This window comes from Halogeometricum limi (genome assembly GCF_900115785.1).
GTDB classification, from domain to species: domain Archaea; phylum Halobacteriota; class Halobacteria; order Halobacteriales; family Haloferacaceae; genus Halogeometricum; species Halogeometricum limi.
Genome location: NZ_FOYS01000001.1, coordinates 920,086 through 939,581, shown reverse-complemented (window position 1 = coordinate 939,581; position 19,496 = coordinate 920,086). Strand labels below are relative to the sequence as shown.

Annotated in this window: 19 protein-coding genes; 13 read left to right on the top strand and 6 right to left on the bottom strand. The window is 66.8% G+C overall.

Annotation, left to right across the window (positions count from 1 at the left end; genetic code table 11):
- Nucleotides 1-133 precede the first annotated feature (133 nt).
- Nucleotides 134-2,206, top strand: coding sequence for a methionine--tRNA ligase (gene metG / locus BM282_RS04885; RefSeq protein WP_089877411.1), 2,073 nt, complete (start codon nucleotides 134-136; stop codon nucleotides 2,204-2,206).
- 56 nt (nucleotides 2,207-2,262) lie between these two features.
- On the opposite strand, the gene BM282_RS04880 is transcribed toward metG, so the two are convergent.
- The gene (locus BM282_RS04880) at nucleotides 2,263-2,499 is read right to left on the bottom strand and encodes a hypothetical protein (protein WP_089877265.1); all 237 of its coding nucleotides are present in this window, start codon (nucleotides 2,497-2,499) and stop codon (nucleotides 2,263-2,265) included.
- Nucleotides 2,500-2,606: 107 nt separating this feature from the next.
- On the opposite strand from BM282_RS04880, the gene BM282_RS04875 reads away from it, so the two are divergent.
- Nucleotides 2,607-2,966 (top strand): hypothetical protein, encoded by a 360-nt coding sequence (locus BM282_RS04875; protein WP_089877263.1) that lies wholly within the window; start codon nucleotides 2,607-2,609, stop codon nucleotides 2,964-2,966.
- Here BM282_RS04875 and BM282_RS04870 read toward each other — a convergent pair.
- Nucleotides 2,942-3,769: a cytochrome bc complex cytochrome b subunit gene (locus BM282_RS04870; RefSeq protein WP_089877261.1), complete on the bottom strand. Its 828-nt coding sequence runs from the start codon at nucleotides 3,767-3,769 to the stop codon at nucleotides 2,942-2,944. The genes BM282_RS04875 and BM282_RS04870 overlap by 25 nt on opposite strands.
- A gap of 143 nt (nucleotides 3,770-3,912) precedes the next feature.
- Between BM282_RS04870 and pyk the strand changes: the two genes are divergently transcribed.
- The 7 genes from pyk to BM282_RS04835 all read left to right on the top strand — a co-directional run bounded on the left by pyk (nucleotide 3,913) and on the right by BM282_RS04835 (nucleotide 11,815).
- Nucleotides 3,913-5,673, top strand: a complete 1,761-nt coding sequence (gene pyk, locus BM282_RS04865) for a pyruvate kinase (protein ID WP_089877259.1) — start codon at nucleotides 3,913-3,915, stop codon at nucleotides 5,671-5,673.
- 68 nt (nucleotides 5,674-5,741) lie between these two features.
- Nucleotides 5,742-5,969 (top strand): DUF7312 domain-containing protein, encoded by a 228-nt coding sequence (locus BM282_RS04860; RefSeq protein WP_089877257.1) that lies wholly within the window; start codon nucleotides 5,742-5,744, stop codon nucleotides 5,967-5,969.
- A 130-nt stretch (nucleotides 5,970-6,099) separates the two neighbouring features.
- The gene (locus BM282_RS04855; protein ID WP_089877255.1) at nucleotides 6,100-7,893 is read left to right on the top strand and encodes a DUF7282 domain-containing protein; all 1,794 of its coding nucleotides are present in this window, start codon (nucleotides 6,100-6,102) and stop codon (nucleotides 7,891-7,893) included.
- Between the two features lie 34 nt (nucleotides 7,894-7,927).
- Entirely contained in the window at nucleotides 7,928-9,109 is a 1,182-nt protein-coding gene (locus tag BM282_RS04850) for a restriction endonuclease (RefSeq protein WP_089877254.1), read from the top strand.
- A 47-nt stretch (nucleotides 9,110-9,156) separates the two neighbouring features.
- Nucleotides 9,157-9,792, top strand: coding sequence for an NfeD family protein (locus BM282_RS04845; protein ID WP_089877251.1), 636 nt, complete (start codon nucleotides 9,157-9,159; stop codon nucleotides 9,790-9,792).
- 96 nt (nucleotides 9,793-9,888) lie between these two features.
- On the top strand, nucleotides 9,889-11,106 hold the full coding sequence (locus tag BM282_RS04840) for an SPFH domain-containing protein (protein WP_394327784.1): 1,218 nt from the start codon (nucleotides 9,889-9,891) through the stop codon (nucleotides 11,104-11,106).
- Between the two features lie 88 nt (nucleotides 11,107-11,194).
- On the top strand, nucleotides 11,195-11,815 hold the full coding sequence (locus BM282_RS04835; RefSeq protein ID WP_089877248.1) for a winged helix-turn-helix transcriptional regulator: 621 nt from the start codon (nucleotides 11,195-11,197) through the stop codon (nucleotides 11,813-11,815).
- A 71-nt stretch (nucleotides 11,816-11,886) separates the two neighbouring features.
- Here the strand turns inward: BM282_RS04835 and BM282_RS04830 are convergent, their stop codons facing one another.
- A complete protein-coding gene (locus tag BM282_RS04830) occupies nucleotides 11,887-12,135 on the bottom strand; it encodes a DUF7123 family protein (protein WP_089877246.1) in 249 nt (82 codons plus the stop codon).
- 246 nt (nucleotides 12,136-12,381) lie between these two features.
- Between BM282_RS04830 and BM282_RS04825 the strand changes: the two genes are divergently transcribed.
- Nucleotides 12,382-14,217 carry a flippase-like domain-containing protein gene (locus tag BM282_RS04825; protein WP_089877244.1) on the top strand — a complete coding sequence of 612 codons (1,836 nt, stop codon included), beginning with the start codon at nucleotides 12,382-12,384 and terminating at the stop codon, nucleotides 14,215-14,217.
- 9 nt (nucleotides 14,218-14,226) lie between these two features.
- Here the strand turns inward: BM282_RS04825 and yjjX are convergent, their stop codons facing one another.
- Nucleotides 14,227-14,736, bottom strand: a complete 510-nt coding sequence (gene yjjX / locus BM282_RS04820; RefSeq protein ID WP_089877243.1) for an inosine/xanthosine triphosphatase — start codon at nucleotides 14,734-14,736, stop codon at nucleotides 14,227-14,229.
- A gap of 36 nt (nucleotides 14,737-14,772) precedes the next feature.
- Nucleotides 14,773-15,561, bottom strand: coding sequence for a cobalamin-binding protein (locus BM282_RS04815; RefSeq protein ID WP_089877241.1), 789 nt, complete (start codon nucleotides 15,559-15,561; stop codon nucleotides 14,773-14,775).
- A 303-nt stretch (nucleotides 15,562-15,864) separates the two neighbouring features.
- Here BM282_RS04815 and BM282_RS04810 point away from each other — a divergent pair, with 303 nt between their 5' ends.
- The 3 genes from BM282_RS04810 (at nucleotide 15,865) to BM282_RS04800 (ending at nucleotide 18,139) form a co-directional block, all read left to right on the top strand.
- Nucleotides 15,865-16,827, top strand: a complete 963-nt coding sequence (locus BM282_RS04810; protein ID WP_089877407.1) for a transcription initiation factor IIB — start codon at nucleotides 15,865-15,867, stop codon at nucleotides 16,825-16,827.
- A gap of 150 nt (nucleotides 16,828-16,977) precedes the next feature.
- Nucleotides 16,978-17,673, top strand: coding sequence for a type I 3-dehydroquinate dehydratase (locus tag BM282_RS04805; protein ID WP_089877240.1), 696 nt, complete (start codon nucleotides 16,978-16,980; stop codon nucleotides 17,671-17,673).
- A gap of 28 nt (nucleotides 17,674-17,701) precedes the next feature.
- A complete protein-coding gene (locus BM282_RS04800; protein WP_089877238.1) occupies nucleotides 17,702-18,139 on the top strand; it encodes a DUF7575 domain-containing protein in 438 nt (145 codons plus the stop codon).
- A gap of 43 nt (nucleotides 18,140-18,182) precedes the next feature.
- Here the strand turns inward: BM282_RS04800 and BM282_RS04795 are convergent, their stop codons facing one another.
- Entirely contained in the window at nucleotides 18,183-19,367 is a 1,185-nt protein-coding gene (locus tag BM282_RS04795; RefSeq protein WP_089877236.1) for a 3-dehydroquinate synthase II, read from the bottom strand.
- Nucleotides 19,368-19,496: the final 129 nt, after the last annotated feature.

The window sequence follows — 19,496 nt, the reverse complement described above, 5'->3', positions numbered from 1 at the left end:
GAGCGAACCCGACGGCGTTCTCGCGAGCGAAGTGAGCGAGAACTCGTCGGGGAGCGAGGACGAGCGTAGCGAGTCCGAGCGAACCCGACGGCGTTTTGGTCCCGCCACCACGAATCACCAGACACGAACCACCATGAGCCACGAAGACTTCCCCACGGAGAATCCGGCGGTGGTGACCTGCGGGTTGCCGTACGCGAACGGTGACCTGCACATCGGCCACCTCCGGACGTACGTCGGCGGCGACATCTACAGTCGCGCGCTGAAACGACTCGGCCAAGAGACGGCGTTCGTCAGCGGGTCGGACATGCACGGCACGCCCGTCGCCGTCAACGCCGCGAAGGAGGGCGTCACCCCCGAGGAGTTCGCCCTGCGACACCACGAGAAGTACGAGGAGACGTTCCCGAAGTTCGAAGTCGAGTTCGACAACTACGGCCACACCCACGACGAGACGAACACGGAACTGACGAAGCAGTTGGTCCGTGACCTCGAGGAGGCGGGCTACGTCTACGAGAAGGAGATTCCCGTCGCGTACGACCCCGAGGCCGACCAGTGGCTTCCGGACCGCTACGTCGAGGGAACCTGTCCGTACTGCGGCGAACACGCCCGCGGCGACGAGTGCGACGAGGGCTGTGGTCGTCACCTCGAACCCGGCGAGATAGAAGACCCCGTCTCGACGCTCACGGGCAACGCCGCCGAGTACCGCGAACGGAGCCACCGCTTCTTCGAGGTGTCCGAACTGCAGGACTACCTCGGCGAGTTCATCGACCGTCTCGAAGGAACGTCGAACGCGCAGAACCAACCCCGCGAGTGGATAGAAGGCGAACTGCAGGACTGGTGTATCACCCGCGACATGGACTGGGGTATCGACTACCCCGGAGAGTCCGAATCGGACCTCGTCCTCTACGTCTGGGTGGACGCCCCCATCGAGTACATCGCCTCGACGAAGCAGTACACGGACCGCGTCGGTGCCGACGTCTTCGACTGGGAGGAGGCGTGGAAGGAGTCGGGCGACATCGTCCACATCATCGGCCGCGACATCATCCAGCACCACACCGTCTTCTGGCCGGCGATGCTGCACGCGACGGGCCACGTCGAACCGCGCGCCGTCATGGCCTCCGGGTTCATCACGCTCAACGGGAAGGGCTTCTCCACCTCTCGCAACCGCGCCGTCTGGGCCGACGAGTATCTGGAGGAGGGCTTCGACCCCGCGCTCATCCGCTACTACCTCGCCACGAACGGCGGGTTCCAGCAGGACGTGGACTTCTCGTGGGAGAAGTTCCGCGACAGAGTGAACAACGAACTCGTCGGCACCGTCGGCAACTTCCTCTACCGGTCGATGCTGTTCGCCTACCGCGAGTACGAGGGCACCCCCGAGGCTGACCTCTCCGACGAGGTTCGCGAGCGAATCGAAACGGCCATCGAGGAGTTCGAAGCGGGCGTGAACGACTACTCCGTCCGCGAAGTCGGAAACAGCGTGGTCCGACTCGCCCAGTTCGGCAACGAGTACATCCAGCGGAACGAACCGTGGAAACTCGACGACGGCGCGGAGAAAGCACAGGTCATCCGCGACTGCGTGCAGGTGGCGAAAGCCGTCGCCGTCCTCCTCGAACCCCTCGCGCCCGGCAAGGCCGAGCAACTCTGGAACGACCTGAACGAGGACGACGACGTGCACGCCGCCGGCGTGGAGGCGGCACTCGACGCGCCCGCCGCATCGTTCGGCGAACCGTCCGAACTGTTCGAGAAGATAGAAGAAGAACGCGTCGAGGAACTGAACGAGAAACTCGAATCGCGCGTCGCGGCGGCGACGGCCGCGGACGAAACCGAAACTGACGAGGCCGCCGACGGTTCGAGTGAAGACGTGAGCGACGAACACGAACCCCTGCTCGAAGGCCGAATCGGCTTCGAGGAGTTCCAAGAACTCGACCTGCGCGTCGCCGAGATTCTCGACGCCGAGGGTATCGACGGCGCGGACAAACTCGCGAAACTGACCGTCGACATCGGCGTCGAAGAACGACAGATCGTCGCGGGCATCAAGCAACTCCACGACCTCGACGAACTGCCCGGTAAGAAGGTGGTCGTCGTCGCCAACCTGGAGAAGGCCGAACTGTTCGGCGTCGAGTCCAACGGCATGGTGCTGGCCGCCGGCGAACAGGCCGACCTGTTGACGACGCACGGCGACGCCGAACCCGGGACGCGCGTCCGGTAACCGACGCCGCCCGTCTCGTCTCTTCCGTCTCTTCTCTCCGCTTCGGTCGCGTCCGACTACCGCGAGTCGACGTCGACGCGAACCTCGTCGTCGGTCACTTCGACGATCTGGTCGGCGGTGACCGAGAGCGCTTCGTCGTCGTCGTTTCGGAAGGCGTCCTCCATGTCGGCGGAGACGCCCGTCTCGCCCTTCAGCATCGCCTTGCCGTCCTGAACGCCGGTGACTTTGCCGATTCGTTCGCCGTTCGGGCCGACTACGTGCTTGCCGACGACGTCGTCTGTGACGTGTTGCATAGGTCGGAGGTGAAGCGTCTCGTGCTAAAACGTGATGGCAGTCTTCCGTTCGGGAACCCCCGTCCGACCCCGAACAGTTTTCATTCGTGAATAGATAGTGAGTATCCATGTACTTCGGTCTCACGAGTGTCGACGTATCCCTCGAACGCGGCCCTCCCATCCGCCTCTCTCCCGGCCTCGCCGCGGCGAGTTTCCGATTCGTCGCGTCGGTCCCGAAGGAGATTCGCGACGGCGTCCACCGCGTCGCCGTCCACGACCAGGGCGACGGGTCGTTCGACGTGCGCTTCACCGGCCGTACCGACGGCGCGTACGTCGTGGACGCACCCGTCCTCGAAGACATCGTGTGGTCGCTGGCCGACGAGAAAGAGTACGGCGAGTGGCGCGTCGAGTACGGCGGGGCGCGCCCCGAGTGGGTGCCCGACGAGATGCCGAGACAGGAGACTCACCGAGGCGGCCGGAGTCTGTAGTACCGCCGGTTCAGGTCGTACATGTACCCCTCGCGCATCGTCTTCAGCACCGCGTAGGTGACGATGCCGGCGACGACGGGCGCGAGGAACGTCAGGTCGAACAGGACGTTCGGGTCCATGGGGACGAGGTTCTTCACCGACAGCACGCTGATGGTGAACGCGAAGACGACGCCGCCGACGCCGAGAGCGGCCCAGAACGGCTGCTCGACCGGTCTGCGCGCCGACCCCTTGTTGAGGAACGGCACCATCGCGAGAAAGCCCACGACGACGACGTTCGCGAGGACGCCGAACGTCCGGTCGGCCATCAGTTTCTGCCCGCCGAGGACGGCCAACTCGGGGTTGATGGGGTCGAGTTTGAGCAGGCCGAACGACCAGTAGAGATACCAGTCGGGCAAAATGATGGCCGGGGTGGAACTCGGGTTCGCGGGCGCGCCGATATGCGGAGGGAGCATCGCCGAGAGAAACAGAATCATCCCGACGAAGAAACTCGCGATAGACATGTTTCTGACCGTCTCGTGGGGCCACGTCGGAAACGCGAGCACGTCGCGTTCGACGTACGCCGACTGCGCTCTGAGTACTTGGTCTTCGTACCGCGAGCGCTCGAAGTACTCGTAGGTGAGTCGCGCGAGGCCCGTCGTCCGCGCCTTCCGGTCGCGCCACGTCGGCGTCCGGTCCGCCGGGACGATACCGCCGTCGCCGCGAATCGCGGACGCGTTCGTCGATTCGCCGACAGTCGTCGTCCGCCGGTCGTCGCTCCCCGTCTCACCCCCGTCGGGACGGCGACGCCGCTCTCCTGTGTCCATACGTCCATCTGGTCCCGAGCGGAGATAACGGTCGTCCTCCGACGCAAATTGTTTCGTATCGACACGTTAGTAGTACATGAATTTTTACCACGAGAGTAGTGCTATCGTCGGGCTTTTTTAGGAGGTGACTGCTATTCCGTGCTATGAGAAACGCGAAAATCGTCTGTACGCTCGGACCCGCGTCCGACGACCAGGCGACGATTCGGGCACTCTCCGACGCCGGGATGAGTGTGGCCCGACTGAACGCCAGTCACGGCACGCCGGAGCACAGAGCGGAGGTCATCGAGCGAATCCGAACCGTCGACGAGGGCACCGAAGAACCCCTCGCGGCGATGGTTGACCTGCAGGGCCCCGAGGTGCGCACCGCACCCATCGACGACCCCATCCGACTCGAGACGGATAGCGAGGTTCGCTTCGTCGAGGGAGACGACGCGACGCCGGAGGAAATCGGTCTCTCGTACCCCATCGACGCCGCCGAACGGGGCGACACGGTCCTCTTAGACGACGGCCGCATCGAAGCCACCGTCACCCGCGTCGAGGACGGGGTCGTCGTCGCTCACGTCGACTCCGGCGGCGAACTCGGCAGTCGGAAGGGAGTGAACCTCCCGGGCGTCAAACTCGACATCGACCTCATCACGGAGGGCGACCAGCGCGAACTCGAAGTCGCCGCCGAGAAGAACGCCGACTTCGTCGCCGCCTCGTTCGTCCGGTCCGCGGAGGACGTCTACACCATCAGCGATGCGCTGGAGAACCTCGGCGCGGACATCCCCGTCGTCGCGAAGATAGAGCGCGCGGGCGCCGTCGAGAACCTCGAAGAGATAGTCGAAGCCTCTTACGGCGTGATGGTCGCCCGCGGTGACCTCGGCGTGGAGATGCCCCTCGAAGAGGTACCCATCATCCAGAAACGCATCATCCGCCGGTGTCACGCGACGGGGACGCCCGTCATCACGGCGACGGAGATGCTCGACTCGATGATTCACTCGCGACGGCCGACGCGCGCGGAGGCGTCCGACGTGGCGAACGCCGTCCTGGACGGCACCGACGCCGTGATGCTGTCGGGTGAGACGGCCATCGGCGACAACCCCGTCCGCGTCGTCGAGACGATGGACCGCATCGTCCAACAGGTCGAATCCTGCGACGAGTACGACGAGAACCAAGAACAGCACGTCCCCGTCGCCGAGGACGACTCGCGGACCGAAGCGCTGGCCCGGTCGGCCCGATACCTCGCTCGGGACGTGAGCGCGAGCGCCATCGTCGCCGCCTCCGAATCCGGGTACACCGCGCGGAAGACGGCGAAGTTCCGCCCCGCGGTGCCCGTCGTCGCGACGACGCCGAACGACCGCGTCCGCCGACAACTCACGCTCTCGTGGGGCGTCATCCCGAAGTACGCCGACTACCGCGAGGGCGTCGACGAGATGATGGACGACGCCGTCGAGGCCGCCCTCGACGCCGAGGCGGCCGAGTCCGGCGACACGCTGGTCGTCCTCTCGGGGATGATGACCGAGTTGGAGGGCACGAACACGACGAACATGCTCAAAGTCCACGTCGCCGCCGAAGCCGTCGCCACCGGGCGGAAAGTCGTCGGCGGCCGCGTCGCCGGTCCGCTGGCTATCTCCGCCGACGGCGACCTGACCGACGTCCCCGAGGGCGCACTGCTCGCGCTGCCCGCGGACTTCGACGGCGAGTTCGACGGCGACGCGAAGAAACTCGGCGGCATCATCGACGCCCGCGCCGGGATGACCGGCTATCCGGCGCTCGTCGCCCGCGAACTCGACATCCCGATGATATCGGGCGCACCGCTCCCCGAGAGCGTCGAGTCCGGGACGGAGGTCACCCTCCACGCCGAACGCGGCGTCGTCTACGAGGGGAACGTCATCCGACACGAGTCCGATAGAGACCGGTAGTCCGACCGCCCGGCGCGCGCCGACGGCGTGGCGGTAGCCCTTTTGCGACTCGTCTCGTACCGCCGGTAATGGATAGACGCGACGACGGCGTCGACGACACCGAAGCGGACCCGACTGTTGCGCCGGAGACGACACCCACGTCCGCCGACGCGGACGAGGAGGAGGAGACGGACGACGTCTTCGAGGACCCGCGGACGCTCGAACCGCTCGAACCCGGTCGACCGACGGCCGAGAACGCGCTGTTCGTCGTCATCGGTGCCGTCGGCACCGTCCTCCTGTTCGTCACCGCGCTGTGAGTCACCGCCGCACACTCCGTCTCCCCCGCGAAATCGGGCGTTCTCGCGGACGAGATTATCAGTTCTGAATACTCGACCGCAGTGTTTTATGTGGGATACCGGTTAGTGAGCAGTAACTGCCGTCTCCCCGATGCAATCGACACACACCCTCACGGTGCTGGCCGCGGTGTTACTGCTCGTCGCCGCCGGCCCCACCCCCGCGCTCGCCCTCGCCAACGAGCACGGGGCACCCAGCGGCTACGAGTCCGCACGCACCCTCCAGACGGAAGCGAGCGGCTCGTTCGGAAGCGACAACGTGAACGTCACCCGAGGCGACGAGGTGCGTTTCACCGTGAGCCACTCCGGTCCGGCGAACGTCACTATCGGCGGCCCCGACTACGGCTACCACCTCCGCATCGCGCTCGGCGGGAGCGGAACCGACGAGATAGTCATCGACACGTACGCGACGACGGCCGCGGACCCCGACGAGTACGTCGACGGGGGCGACGCGACGCTCCTGTCGCCCGCACCGGACGCGCCGATAGAGCCCGCGGACTACCTGATGAACGTCACCGTCGAGGGCGACGAACGCGACCTGTCGACGCTCACCGTCGAACCGCGCGGCGAGATGAGCGCGGAGTCGTTCGTCACGCCCGGGTCGTTCGGCGCGTCGACGAACACCGACGCGGACGGGAACGCCGACACGGGCGAACTCGTCGGGACGATGTCGCCGGGAACCACCGTCGCCCGCGGCGACTACGTCGTGATGAAAGTTCACGAGACGGGTCTCGAAACGGCGCTCGAACCCGACCGACTGGCGGGCGACGCCGCCGCGAACGGCATCAAACTGAACGTCTCACAGACCGCGCCCGGTCCGAACCGCCAGCCCGACGAGTACGTGGCGACGGCGGACCCGGAGGCGAACGTCTCCGTCTACCCGTCGTTCGAGGCGGATACGATTTACTTCGTACTGGACACGTCGGCCCTCGACGTTCGGAAACAGGCCGCCCGGAACGAGTACGAGATGCGCCTGACCCTCACCGAGGAGAACGGCCTCGTCGAGTCGGAGACGACGGCGGCGACACGGTCGTTCACCCTCGTCGACCCCGTGGCGACCCTGTCGCCGTCGAACGACTCCGTCCACTACCCGTGGGAGAACGAGTCGTTCGCCGTCGAGGGAACGACGACGTACGCGCCGAACACGACGCTCGAAGTCCGCCTCCGGTCGCCGAAACCGAACGCGTTCCTCCTCATCAGCGAGGCGACGGTGGACAGTCAGCGACGGTACCGAACGACGTTCGACGTGGGCGACGTGACGCGCGGCGTGAACGCGACGCTGTGGACCGACGACGTCAACTCGGGCGACGAGTTCTTCTTGCAGACCGCACAGCAGGTGACCCTCGTCGCGCCGAACGCGAGCGTCCGGTTCGACGACCAGTCGCCCGACGGCGCGACGGTGACGCTCTCTCGCGTCGAGGTTCCCGAAGGCGGGTTCGTCCGCATCCACGACGCAAACGGCGACGGCGTGGGACGGTCCGACTACCTCGCGCCGGGGAGACACCGAAACGTGAGCGCGGAGTTGTCGCTTCCGTTGTACGACGAGCAGACGTTGCGCGCGGAACTGGTTACCGACGACGGTGACGAGGCGTACTCGCGGAACGACACCGCCTACGAGCGCTCGGGGTGGGTCGTCAACGACACGGCGCGCGTCTCGTTCGGCGCGCCGCCGACGGAGACGGCGACGCCGACGCCGACACCCACGGCGACGGCGACGCCCACCGCCACGCCGACGGCGACGACGACGCCGTACCCCGTTCGCTCGGAGACGCCGCTAGACCCGTCCGACGCGACGAGCACGGGCGTCTCGCTGTCGCCCGCCGTCGCGGTCGTCGCGATACTCGCGGCCGCGGGACTCGTCGCTCGCAGACAGGGGGGAGACACGTGAGAGACCACACCGACCCGAGAGAGGTGACGCACTGATGGAGAAACTGCCCGAACTCGAACCCGAGTCGTTCGTCTCGTTCCTCGAAGACCTCTGGAACGAACGCGGGTGGGAGACGTCCGTGAAACAGCGACCCGACGAGACGTACTTCATCGTCGGCAAACGCGGCGACGGCAAGCGCGGTGCGCTGTACGTCTTCCCGACGGTCGACTCGCACGTGAAAAAGCAACACCTGAAGAAGTTCGTCGGGTTCTGCCGCAAGAAGGGCATCGACGTGGGCGTCGTCGCGACGCAGGGCGCGTACGCCGACCCGGTGCGGAAGATAGCGAAGTCGAAGGGAATCCACCTCTTGGACCGCGAGACGCTGGCGAAGACGGTCGACGAGGGCGGCTTCGAACACGTCCTCCGCGAGTACACCGGCGGCGGCAGTCCGCTCGACCGGTTGCTCGCGACGCTTCGGTCGTACGGCGTGCCCGTCCCCGAAGCGCTCCCGTTCGACTTTCAGGCGCTCCTCGACCGACTGCCGGTCGGCGGGAGCGAGTCGGGCGAGGGAGGCGACGGTGGGGGTGCCGTCGGCGGCGAGGGAGGCGACGGCGGTCGGTCGGCGAGCGCGGAGACGTCGAACGCGGACGGAAAGGGAGACGGACCGACGCTCCCGGGACCGCTGACGAGTCTCCCGAGACCGGACGTCGTCCTGCCGGTGGCGCTTCTCGTCCTCGTGGTGTTCCTGGTCGGGTCGGCCGTCGGACCCGCGCTCGGGCTGCCGGCCATCGGTGCGGCGTCGGGCGGTTCCGGCGACGTGTCCGTCTCGGCGCTCTCGACTGCCGGGGCGAACGCGACGGCCGAAGTCCGCTGGAACGCGCGGGCGACGGACACGCTGACGGTGAACGGGACGACGTACGCCGCGCCGGCGAACGAGACGTTCGTCCTCGTCAGGATGAACGTGAGCAACGAGGACTCCTCGCACCTGTCGCTCGACCAGGACTCGCTGGCGCTGGAAGTCGCCGGTGACCGGTACGGACACCAACCCCTGAACGGGACGACGGGATTCGCGCAGGCCGGACTGTTCGCCCCGAACGACCCGCGTGAGGTGTGGGTGGCGTTCAGCGTCCCGGAAGACGCGACGAGTGGGACGCTCGTCGTCCGCGACGACGAACTGACGGTTCGGTTCGTCCGCGACGAGGGAATCGTCCCGGAAGCGACCGAACCCGAGACGTGACCCGTTCACGTGACAACGCTTAATCGACACGCACGCTAAGTCTCGCTATGCTCAGGTCGCCGCCACCGGCGTTCCTCCAACTGTCTCTGCCCCCCGAGATGCTTCCGTACCTCCTCGTCGTCTCGGGACTCGGCCTCTCGGTCGCGGAGGCGTTGGCACCGGGTGCGCACTTCATCGTCCTCGGTATCGCGCTCTTAGCCGCGGGACTGGTCGGACTCGTCCTCGGACCACTCGCCAGCCCCCTCGTCCTCGGCGTGCTCGTCTTCCTGTTCGGCGCACTCGCGCTGTACGGCTACCGCGAGTTCGACCTGTACGGCGGGAAGGGTACCGGTCAGACCAGCGACTCGAAAGCCCTCCGCGGGCGGAGCGCACGGGTCACGGAACGCGTCACGCCGACGCAGGGTGAGGTGAAACTGGACGAGGGCGGCGGCTTCAACCCCTACTACGCGGCCCGGTCCGTCGGCGGCGAGATAGCCGAGGGGAGCGAAGTCATCGTCGTCGACCCCGGCGGCGGCAACGTCGTCACCGTCGAATCGGTCGACTCTGCGCTGGACGACATCGACAGGGAACTCGCTCGCGGGCGTCGTGAGCGCGGCGACGGCGACGACGGCGACGGGGGAGAGAGCGACAACGGCGCAGAGAGCGGTGCGACCGAGACGGAGACCGAAAGCGAACGGGCCTGACCGGACCCGAGGCGGGCGAGACGCGTCGAGAGCGCCGTCCGCGGTTGTCACGGGCGAACTCTTATTTAACTAACACGCTAAGCTCAGGACATGGTACTGGACCCCGTGCTGTTACAGGTGGGACTCACGCTCGGCGCGTACCTCGTCGGGTTGTTAGTTCTCCTCCTCGCCGTCGTGACCGTCTACCAGATGGTCGAAATCGTCGACGCGTACGAGAAGAAGGCGCTCACCGTCTTCGGTGAGTACCGCAAACTACTGGAACCGGGTATCAACTTCATCCCGCCGTTCGTCTCGCGGACGTACGCGTTCGACATGCGGACGCAGACGTTGGACGTCCCGAGACAGGAAGCCATCACCCGCGACAACTCGCCGGTGACCGCCGACGCCGTCGTCTACATCAAGGTGATGGACGCGCGAAAGGCGTTCTTGGAGGTCGACGACTACAAGAAGGCCGTCTCGAACCTCGCGCAGACGACGCTCCGGGCCGTCCTCGGCGACATGGAACTGGACGACACGCTGAACAAGCGACAGGAGATAAACGCGCGAATCCGCAAGGAACTGGACGAACCGACCGACGAGTGGGGTGTCCGCGTGGAGTCCGTCGAAGTCCGCGAAGTGAACCCCTCCCAGGACGTCCAGCAGGCGATGGAACAGCAGACGTCCGCGGAACGTCGCCGCCGTGCGATGATTCTGGAGGCGCAGGGTGAGCGGCGCTCTGCGGTCGAGACGGCGGAAGGTGAAAAACAGTCGAACATCATCCGCGCGCAAGGTGAAAAGCAGAGTCAGATCCTCGAAGCGCAGGGTGACGCCATCTCCACCGTCCTCCGCGCGAAGTCCGCCGAGTCGATGGGCGAACGCGCAATCATCGAGAAGGGGATGGAGACGCTCGAACACATCGGACAGGGCGAGTCGACGACGTTCGTCCTCCCGCAGGAACTCACGAGCCTCCTCGGTCGGTACGGCCGGCAGCTCTCGAACTCCGACGTGCAGGAACAGGCCGGACTCGACAGCCTCGACTTCGACGCGGAGACGCGCGAACTCATCGGACTGGACGACATCGAAGAGATTCTCGGCCAGATAGACCAGGCCGCCGAGATGGACGTCGAAGAACTCGAACAGGAGGCACAAGCCATCAAAGAGGGAGCAGACCCCGACATCAAGAGCCCGGACGAAGTCGTCGCCGAGGCGGACGCGCAGGACAAATCCGACATCAAGAGCCCGGACGAAGTCGTCGCCGAATCCGACGGACAGACGGAGTCCGGGGCGGGCGGCGAGACGAACGGTCAGCGCGAGACAGAGAAAGAAGTCGAGTGACGCTCACGATAGCCGACGGTTCGCGGCCCGCGTCCGTCGGAGCGAAGAGCTTTTGTCGCAGAACGAGCCTACTCCGGGACGAGCACAGATGACCGACCGAGGCGTGGACGAAGAGAAGCGTGCGACGCTCCGGCGATTCGCGGCCCTCGGGGCGGCGACGCCCCTCGTCGGACTCGGGTCGTCCGAGGCCGACGCGGAGGAGACGTCCGGAAGCGACGCACGAGACGCCATCGTCGGCTACGTCGCCTCGACGCCGGGCGCACATTTCTCGAAGGTGCGCGACGACTTACGACTCGGAACCGGCGAGACGCAGTACCACCTGCGCCGCCTCGTCGACGACGGCGTCGTCGAGTTCCGCCGCGACGGCGACTACAAGCGCTTCTTCCCGGCGAAGCGGTTCACCTCCTTCGAGCAGACGACGCTGGGCTATCTCCGTCGAGGGACGCCGCGCGGGATGCTCGTCGCCCTCCTCCGTGACCCCGACGCCACCGGCACCGACGTCGCCGCGCAGTTGGACGTCTCTCGGGCGACGGTGAGCAACTACGCGCGGGAACTCGACGACGCGGGCCTCCTCTCGCGCGAAGACGGCTACGCCATCACGCGACCCGAGACGGTCATCACCCTCCTCGTGCGCTACGCCGACTCGTTCGGCCCGGACGCCGTCGCTCTCGCGGACGACGCCGCGAGCCTCATTCGCTACGACCCCTGAGACGGAACGTCGAAGACGGAGAACGGACGTCGAAAGAGGAGAGCGCCGTGGTACGGTCGGCTAACACCGACTCAGACGGTGACCTTCCACGTCGTTCCCGACGAGTACCCCCACTTCTCGACGGTCACGTCGAAGTCGCCGTCGATGATGGCTCGCATGTTCGCGCCGACTTCCTTGGCCGAGAGGCCGAGTTCCTCGGCGATGAGGCGGGACTTGAAGTACGTCTGCTCTGCGGCGCGCGAGCGGAGGTGCTGGAGGATACGCCGTTGTTTCTCGGAGAGGTCTGCGGTCGGGTGGGCGGTGGGTGCGGTGGCGCTCATACCAGTTCGGAGGAAAGGAACGGGTATGAGGGGTTTGGTACGAGTGGTTAACACGCCGCTGTCTACCGATTCGTTCGGCTCTGGTCCGTCGTTCGCTCCTCGGGTGTCGTTCTCACGGTACAGTCGGCTAACAGTCAGCTAATCCAGAGTGTCTTCCGGAGAATACGGCCGTCTCGGTACAGTGTCACACCCGAAGAGCGGCGGAAGGCAGAAAATTCATACGCGGTGGCTGGCGATAGACGGTAAATGGGTCGCCCGACCACCGACCAGTCCGCAGGGGTCGAAGTGAGCGTCGTCCTCCCCGCGTACAACGAGGCGGAGACCATCGAGTCGACGGTGGAGACGACGCTCCGGACGCTCTCTCGGTTCCTGCCGTCGGGCACGTACGAAGTCATCGTCGCCGAAGACGGCTGTGACGACCGAACGCCGGAGTTGGCCGAGGCGATGGCCGCCGCGGACGACAGAGTTCGACACTTCCACAGCGACCGACGACTGGGTCGCGGCGGCGCACTCGAACACGCCTTCGCGGCCGCCGAGGGTGACGTTCTCGTCTACTTCGACACCGACCTCGCGACGGACATGAAGCACCTCGAAGAGTTGGTCGAACGGGTCCGCTCGGGCCGGTACGACGTCGCCACCGGGTCGCGGTGGATGCCCGGCCGAATCGCCGACCGGCCGACGAAGCGCGGCGTCCCGAGTCGCGGATTCAACCTGTTCGTCCGCCTGCTCTTGGGGTCGAGCATCCGCGACCACCAGTGCGGGTTCAAGGCGTTCAGTCGCGAGGTGTTCGAGGAGTTACGCGACGACGTCGAGGACGAACACTGGTTCTGGGACACGGAGATGCTCGTCCGCGCACAGCGTGCGGGCTACCGCATCGACGAGTTCCCCGTGTCGTGGACGCCGAAGGGCGACACGAAAGTGGACCTCGTCCGCGACGTGTTCGGGATGGGGAGCCAAATCGTCAGGACGTGGTGGCAACTCGCCGTTCGCCCGCGCATCACCCAACGCGTCGCACTCGTCGCCGGCGCGGTGCTCACCGTCCTCGCCGTCCTCCTGATGACGCAGTATCTCGACTTCGGTGCCGTCCTGACGGAGATGCAGCAAGCCGACCCCGTCCTCGTCGGCGTCGCCGCCCTCGTCTACGTGCTCTCGTGGCCTCTCAGGGGCGTCCGCTACCGCGACATCCTCGAAGAGTTGGGGTTCGAAGAGCGGTGGACGTTCCTCACCGGCGCGGTGTTCATCAGTCAGACCGGGAACCTCGTGTTCCCCGCGCGGATGGGTGACTTCATCCGCGCGTACGTGGTGAAAGCCAGACGCGGAATCCCGTACCCCTCCGGGTTCGCGTCGCTCGCGGCCGAACGCGTGTTCGACCTCCTGACCATCACCTTACTGGCGGGAATCGTCCTCGTGGGGTACACGGTGACGGGTCAGACCGCCGAGTTGGCGGAGACGGTCGTCGGCGCGGAGGGCGCCGGACAGGTCGCCGTCGGCGTCGCCGTCTTCGTCGCCGTCGCCGCCCTCGTCGCCGTGACGGCCATCGTCGCCTCCGCGCAGTCCGACCGCAACCTCGCGGGGTCGCTCGTTCGCCGGGCGAGTTCCGACTCCTACGCCGAGTTCGTCGCGGGCATCGTCGAACGCTTCGTCGACGACCTGCAGTCCGTCGCCGGGACGAGACGCGGGTTCGCACGCGTCGGCCTCTCCAGCCTCGTCATCTGGACGCTCGACGTGGTGACGGCGATGCTCGTCCTGCAGGCGTTCGACCCCGGCCTCGCGACGGTGGAACTCGTCTCGGTGAGTTTCTTCGCCGTCAGCGTCGGCAACCTCGCGAAGGTGCTCCCCCTCTCGCCCGGCGGCGTCGGACTCTACGAGGGCGCGTTCACGCTTCTCGTCATCGGCCTCACGCCCGTCGGCTACCCCGTCGCCATCGGCGCGGCCGTGTTGGACCACGCGGTAAAGAACGTCATCACCGTCGTCGGCGGGTACGCCTCGATGCTCGGCCTGAACGTCTCGCTCACGACGGCCGTCGAAGAGAGCAGGGACGTGAGAGAGTCCAGAGACGGTGAGACCGCCGAACTGGACTAGTCGTATCGGTCAGTCGTACAGGTCGCAGAGAAACGGCGCGGCGGCGGAGACGACGGCCGATTCGAGCGCGTCGGTTCGCGAGAGTCGCCCCGCCGTGAACGCGCCCGCCGCGCCCTGCTTCTTCGCGACGTCGTTCGTTCCGAGCACGTCGTCCATCACGGGGCCGAGTTCCTCCCCGGCGTCGACTCTGTCGGCGATGGTCTCGGGGAGACGGAGGCTCGGACCCGTCCCGCGCCCCCAGCGAGTACCGTCGGTGACCGCCGCCCACATGACGAGAAACAGGTCGTCTCGGCCCGCGAACCGTGCGACGCCGCCCTCGATGCCGACGCCGAGGTCGTAGGCATCCGCGTCGAGACAGGCGAGCGCTCGGTTCTCCGCGCCGGTCCGCGTCTCGTCGTGACCGGTCGGCTGTTCCGAGACGCCAGAGGAGACGGGTTCGGCGACGACGGCCGCCGAGTCGAACACCCGTTCCGTCGCGTCCCGTTTGACCGGATTTCCGCTACCGACTGCGATTCGCATGGGTCGACCTCACCGGGAACCGGTTTGGGCGTGTCGTTATTCGTCCGCCGACGCCGCGTCGTTCGCGTCGTCCGTGCCGTGAATCAGGTCCGCGAGCGTCTCGATACCCGTGAGGAGGTGCGGACTCGGCTGGTTCAAAAGCGAGTCGTCGAGGACGTGTACCGCGGCGTCGACATCCCACCCGCGTTCTCGAAACGACTCGGCTGAGACCCGGTCACCGTGACCGCACAGGTGGAGGACGACGTGGTCGGGGGCGGCCGCTTCGACCGTTTCGCGAGCGACCTCTCGGGAGCGTTCGCCGGCGGGGACGAACGGGCAGCGTCCGCCGGCCGCCTCGATGGCGTCGGGGACCCAGTTCCCGGCGGCCATCGGCGGGTCCGACCACTCCTCGCAGTAGACGACGGGGGCGGCGTCCTCGGGCGTCCGCGCGTCGACGGCGGCGAGTCGCGCCCGACTCTCCTCGGCGAGTCTGTGGCCCGCCTCGGGACGGCCGACGGCTTCGCCCACCGTCTCGAACGACGCGACGACGTCCGCGAGTCGCCCGGGTTCGACGTGGCACACGTCGTACCCCCTGTCGAGGAGTTCGTCGCGCACGTCCGACTGGAGGCCGTCGCTCGTGCAGACGAGGTCGGGGTCCAACTCGGCGATGCGGTCGTAGTTCGGGTTCAACCACCCGCCGACGGTGGGCGCGTCGAACCCGCTGTGAGCGGTCACGCCGACGAGACAGTCGCCCGCACCCATCGCGTCGAGCGTCGCCGTCGTACTCGGCGCGAGTGAGACGACGCGAGGCGAACCGGGACCGGAGTCGGAAGTCGTCTCTCGCATACCCGGCCCTCGGAGCGCCCGCGGGATGTAGACTCCGACTCGGCGATAGTATATAAGGTGCACGATACACGTTCACAAACAGCTATACGAAGGCCTGTGCGCCCCGTCTGCGAGAGCGATTCCGAACGTCTTATGTATGAATCATCGCTCTATGTCGTACGGAACGCTCCGGGCCGTTTTCCCAGTCGTATCTGTGCTCTGGAGCATTCGTCGCCTACATCCATGAGCGAGAAGAGCACCTTCACTCGCCGGAACGCGAGAACGAAAGAGGAAGAAAGCGAGACCAACACCCAGCGGCGGTCCATGGGCCAGAAGTGGGGCCGACAGTCGGACGAAGAGGAGACCGAATCGGAGAGTACCTCCGAGGACCTCGTCTGCCCGGAGTGCGGCGGTAACGTCGTCGTCGACGACGAACACGGAGAGACGGTGTGTGACGACTGCGGCCTCGTCGTCACCGAGGACTCCGTCGACCGCGGCCCCGAGTGGCGCGCGTTCGACGCCGCCGAGAAGGACCAGAAGTCCCGCGTCGGCGCGCCGACGACGAACACGATGCACGACAAGGGTCTGTCGACGAACATCGACTGGCGCGACCGAGACGCGTACGGGAACTCGCTGTCGTCGAACCAGCGACAGAAGATGCAGCGTCTGCGCAAGTGGAACGAGCGGTTCCGCACGCGCGACTCCAAAGAGCGCAACCTGAAGCAGGCGCTCGGCGAGATAGACCGGATGGCCTCCGCCCTCGGCCTCCCCGAGAACGTCCGCGAGACGGCCTCCGTCATCTACCGTCGTGCGCTCGAAGACGACCTGCTCCCCGGACGCTCCATCGAGGGCGTCGCCACGTCGTGCGTCTACGCCGCCGCCCGCATGGCCGGCGTGCCGCGGTCGCTCGACGAGATTTCGGAGGTCTCCCGCGTCGAGAAGAGCGAAGTCGCCCGCACCTACCGCTACATCGCTCGCGAACTCTCCTTGGAGGTCAAGCCCGCCGACCCCGAACAGTACGTCCCGCGGTTCGGCTCGGAACTCGGTCTCTCCGACGAGTCGAAGATGCGCGCGCGTCAACTGCTGAAGAACGCGAAGGAGAAGGGCGTCCACTCGGGCAAGTCGCCGGTCGGCCTCGCGGCCGCCGCCGTCTACGCCGCCGCCCTCCTCACGAACGAGAAGACGACGCAGGCCGCCGTCAGCGAAGTCGCTGACATCTCGGAAGTCACCATCCGCAACCGCTACCACGAACTCCTCGAAGCCGAGGAGAGTCTCGGCCTCGCCTGAGTCCGCGGCCGAACCGCGACGACTCGCGTTCTGCGCGTTCTGCACGTTCACGACCGTCCGCTGTCTCCGTTTATCACACCGCCGAGCGACCGCACCGCGAGCGTCGCCGCCCGAGAAAGGATTTAGTCACGGCGCACGCGAGGTGACCGTATGCACCTCTCGTTCGACTCGTTCGTCTTGGCGGCGAGTACCGCGACGCTCGAAGACGAACCCGCGGCGCGCGAACACGCCGACGCGGTCGAGTTCCGGATGGACCTCGCCGAGGACCCCCTGACCGAACTCGACGGGTACGACGGCGAACTTCCGCTGTTGGTGACGAACCGAGCGTCCTGGGAGGGCGGCGCGTCGGAGGCGGACGAAGACGGACGACTCGCCTCGCTCGAACGCGCCGCGCGGTACGACGCCGTCGCCGCCGTCGACGTCGAACTCGACGCGCTTCGGACCAAGCGCGGGGCGTCGACCGCCGGACGCGTCCGCGACGCGGACGCCGCCGTCGTCGCCTCGGTCCACGACTTCGAGGGGACGCCCGCCACCTCGGAACTCCGTCGACTGCTGCACGAGGCCGCGCGAGTCGGCGACGTCGGGAAAGTGGCCGTCACCGCGACCAGTCGCGACGACGCGCTCAGACTCCTGTCGGCGACGCACGCCGCGACGACCTGGGGCGACACCGTGGCGACGATGGGGATGGGCGAGGCGGGACGGCACACCCGGGCGGTCGCACCCGTCTACGGGTCGAAAATCGGCTACGCCCCCGTTCGCGCCGCCGAGGCGACGGCTCCCGGCCAGTACGACCTCGCGTCACTTTCACGTCTAACTGACAGTCTCAAAAAGAAACCCGAAACTTAAGCACGGGGGAATCATCGGGAGACGCACGATGACGGACACACGTCGTCGCGCACTGATAGCCGCCCTCGTCGGCGTACTGGGTGCGAGCGTCGGCGTCGCCGGTGCCGGTCACGTCTACCTCCGCGAGTGGCGTCGCGGGTTCGCGTGGTTCACGTTCGTCCTCGGCGTCGGTCTCGTCCTCGTGTCGGTGTCCGTGGACCCGACGACGCTGACGATGGCGTCTCTCACCGACCTCCCGTCCGAGGTGACGGCACCGATTTTCGTCCTCCTGTTCTTGAGTGCGTTCGACGCGTACTACCTCGCCGCGCGGGGCCACCCTCGGTCCGACGGCCTCCAGTGTCCCGTCTGTCGCGGCGAACTCGACCCCGAGGTGACGTTCTGTCCGTGGTGCGCCACCGAGTTCGAGACCCCACCGCGCGGCCCCGAAACGTTCGACGCCGAGAGCGTGCGCTCGGAGACGGAGTGAGCGTCGCGCGAGAGGACGACGTGAGAACGGAGGCGACAGGCCGTTACTTCTCGATGATGCTCTCTTCGACCGCTTCGCCGAAGTGTCGGGCGGTGTCCTCGTAGTAGAGGAGGACTTCGTCGCCCGGTTCGAGGTCCGTGACCGCCTTGCGACCCTCGCGCGTCTGGACTTTGATGGTCTCGGCGTTCTGCAAGAGCGTCTCGATGCGGTCGTCTTCGACCGTCGCCTCGACGCGGAACATCGGTCGCTTCTCTATCTTGACGCGCCCGACGATGGCCTCGCGCGTCCGGCCCTCGGTGTCGACGACTTGGACCTCGTCGCCGCTCTTCAGTTCGGAGAGATACTTCGTCCCGCCCCCGGGCGTCCGCACGTAGGCGTGGACCGCACCGGCGTTGACGCGGAACGGTCGGGACGCGACGTACGGCGACTCGGCCGTCTCCGCGTGGACGAAGAACAGACCGCGGCCCATGCTCCCGACGAGCATCCCCTCGTCGTGTTCCATCAGGCTACCCGTGTCGACGCAGACGCGGTCTGCCATCCCCGTCCGTTCGACGCTCGTCACCTCGGCCCACTTCAGGTCGAGCGACTCGCGTTCTGCGGCCTCGCGGACCTCGACGGTCCGACGAATCTCGTCGGGGTCGTCGCTGTCCAACAGGACGCCGTCGGCACCGATTTCGAGCGTCTCGAACGCGGCGCGCGCTTCGTCGGCGGAGGTGACGCCCGCGATGAGGTCCGTCTCCTCGCCGATTCGGGCGATGAGGTTCTCGAGCGGGATGATGGTCCAGTCCTCGCCGACGACGATGGTGTAGTCGGCGTCTTGGGCGGCCGTCTCCGCGAACGTCTCGTACTCTTTCGCGAGGATGCGGACGTAGGCGGCGTTCGCGCGGTTGTCGCCGCGGCGGAGCGTGGTCAGGTCCGCGGAACCGGAGAGGTCACCGGGTAAGTCGACGGTGCCGTCACCCTCGCCGTCCTTGCCGACGACGTAGGTGTCGGCGAGAGCGGCGTCGTCCGGTTCTTCGGCCTCTTCGACGTTGTCGATGAGGCTCGCGTCCGCGTCCGTGCGGAAGGCGGCGACGTTCACGTCGCCTAACGACCGAACGCGTTCGACGTCGGATTCGTCTACCAGCACCCAGTCGACTCCCGCTTCGAGACCCGCGGTTATCCGTCGTTTCCGGGTCTCCCAGTCGCCGACGCTGTCGTCGGCCTTCAGCCAGACGCTCCGTGTCATCGTCGGAGAGACTCGGTGACGGGGCTAAAGCGTGGCGACTCTCCGGAGGTTTGCCGGACGGCGGCCGTCCGTCGCCGCGGAACCGGGTCGCCGTTCGACCGCGAGAGCCGATTCCGTATCGCAACACGC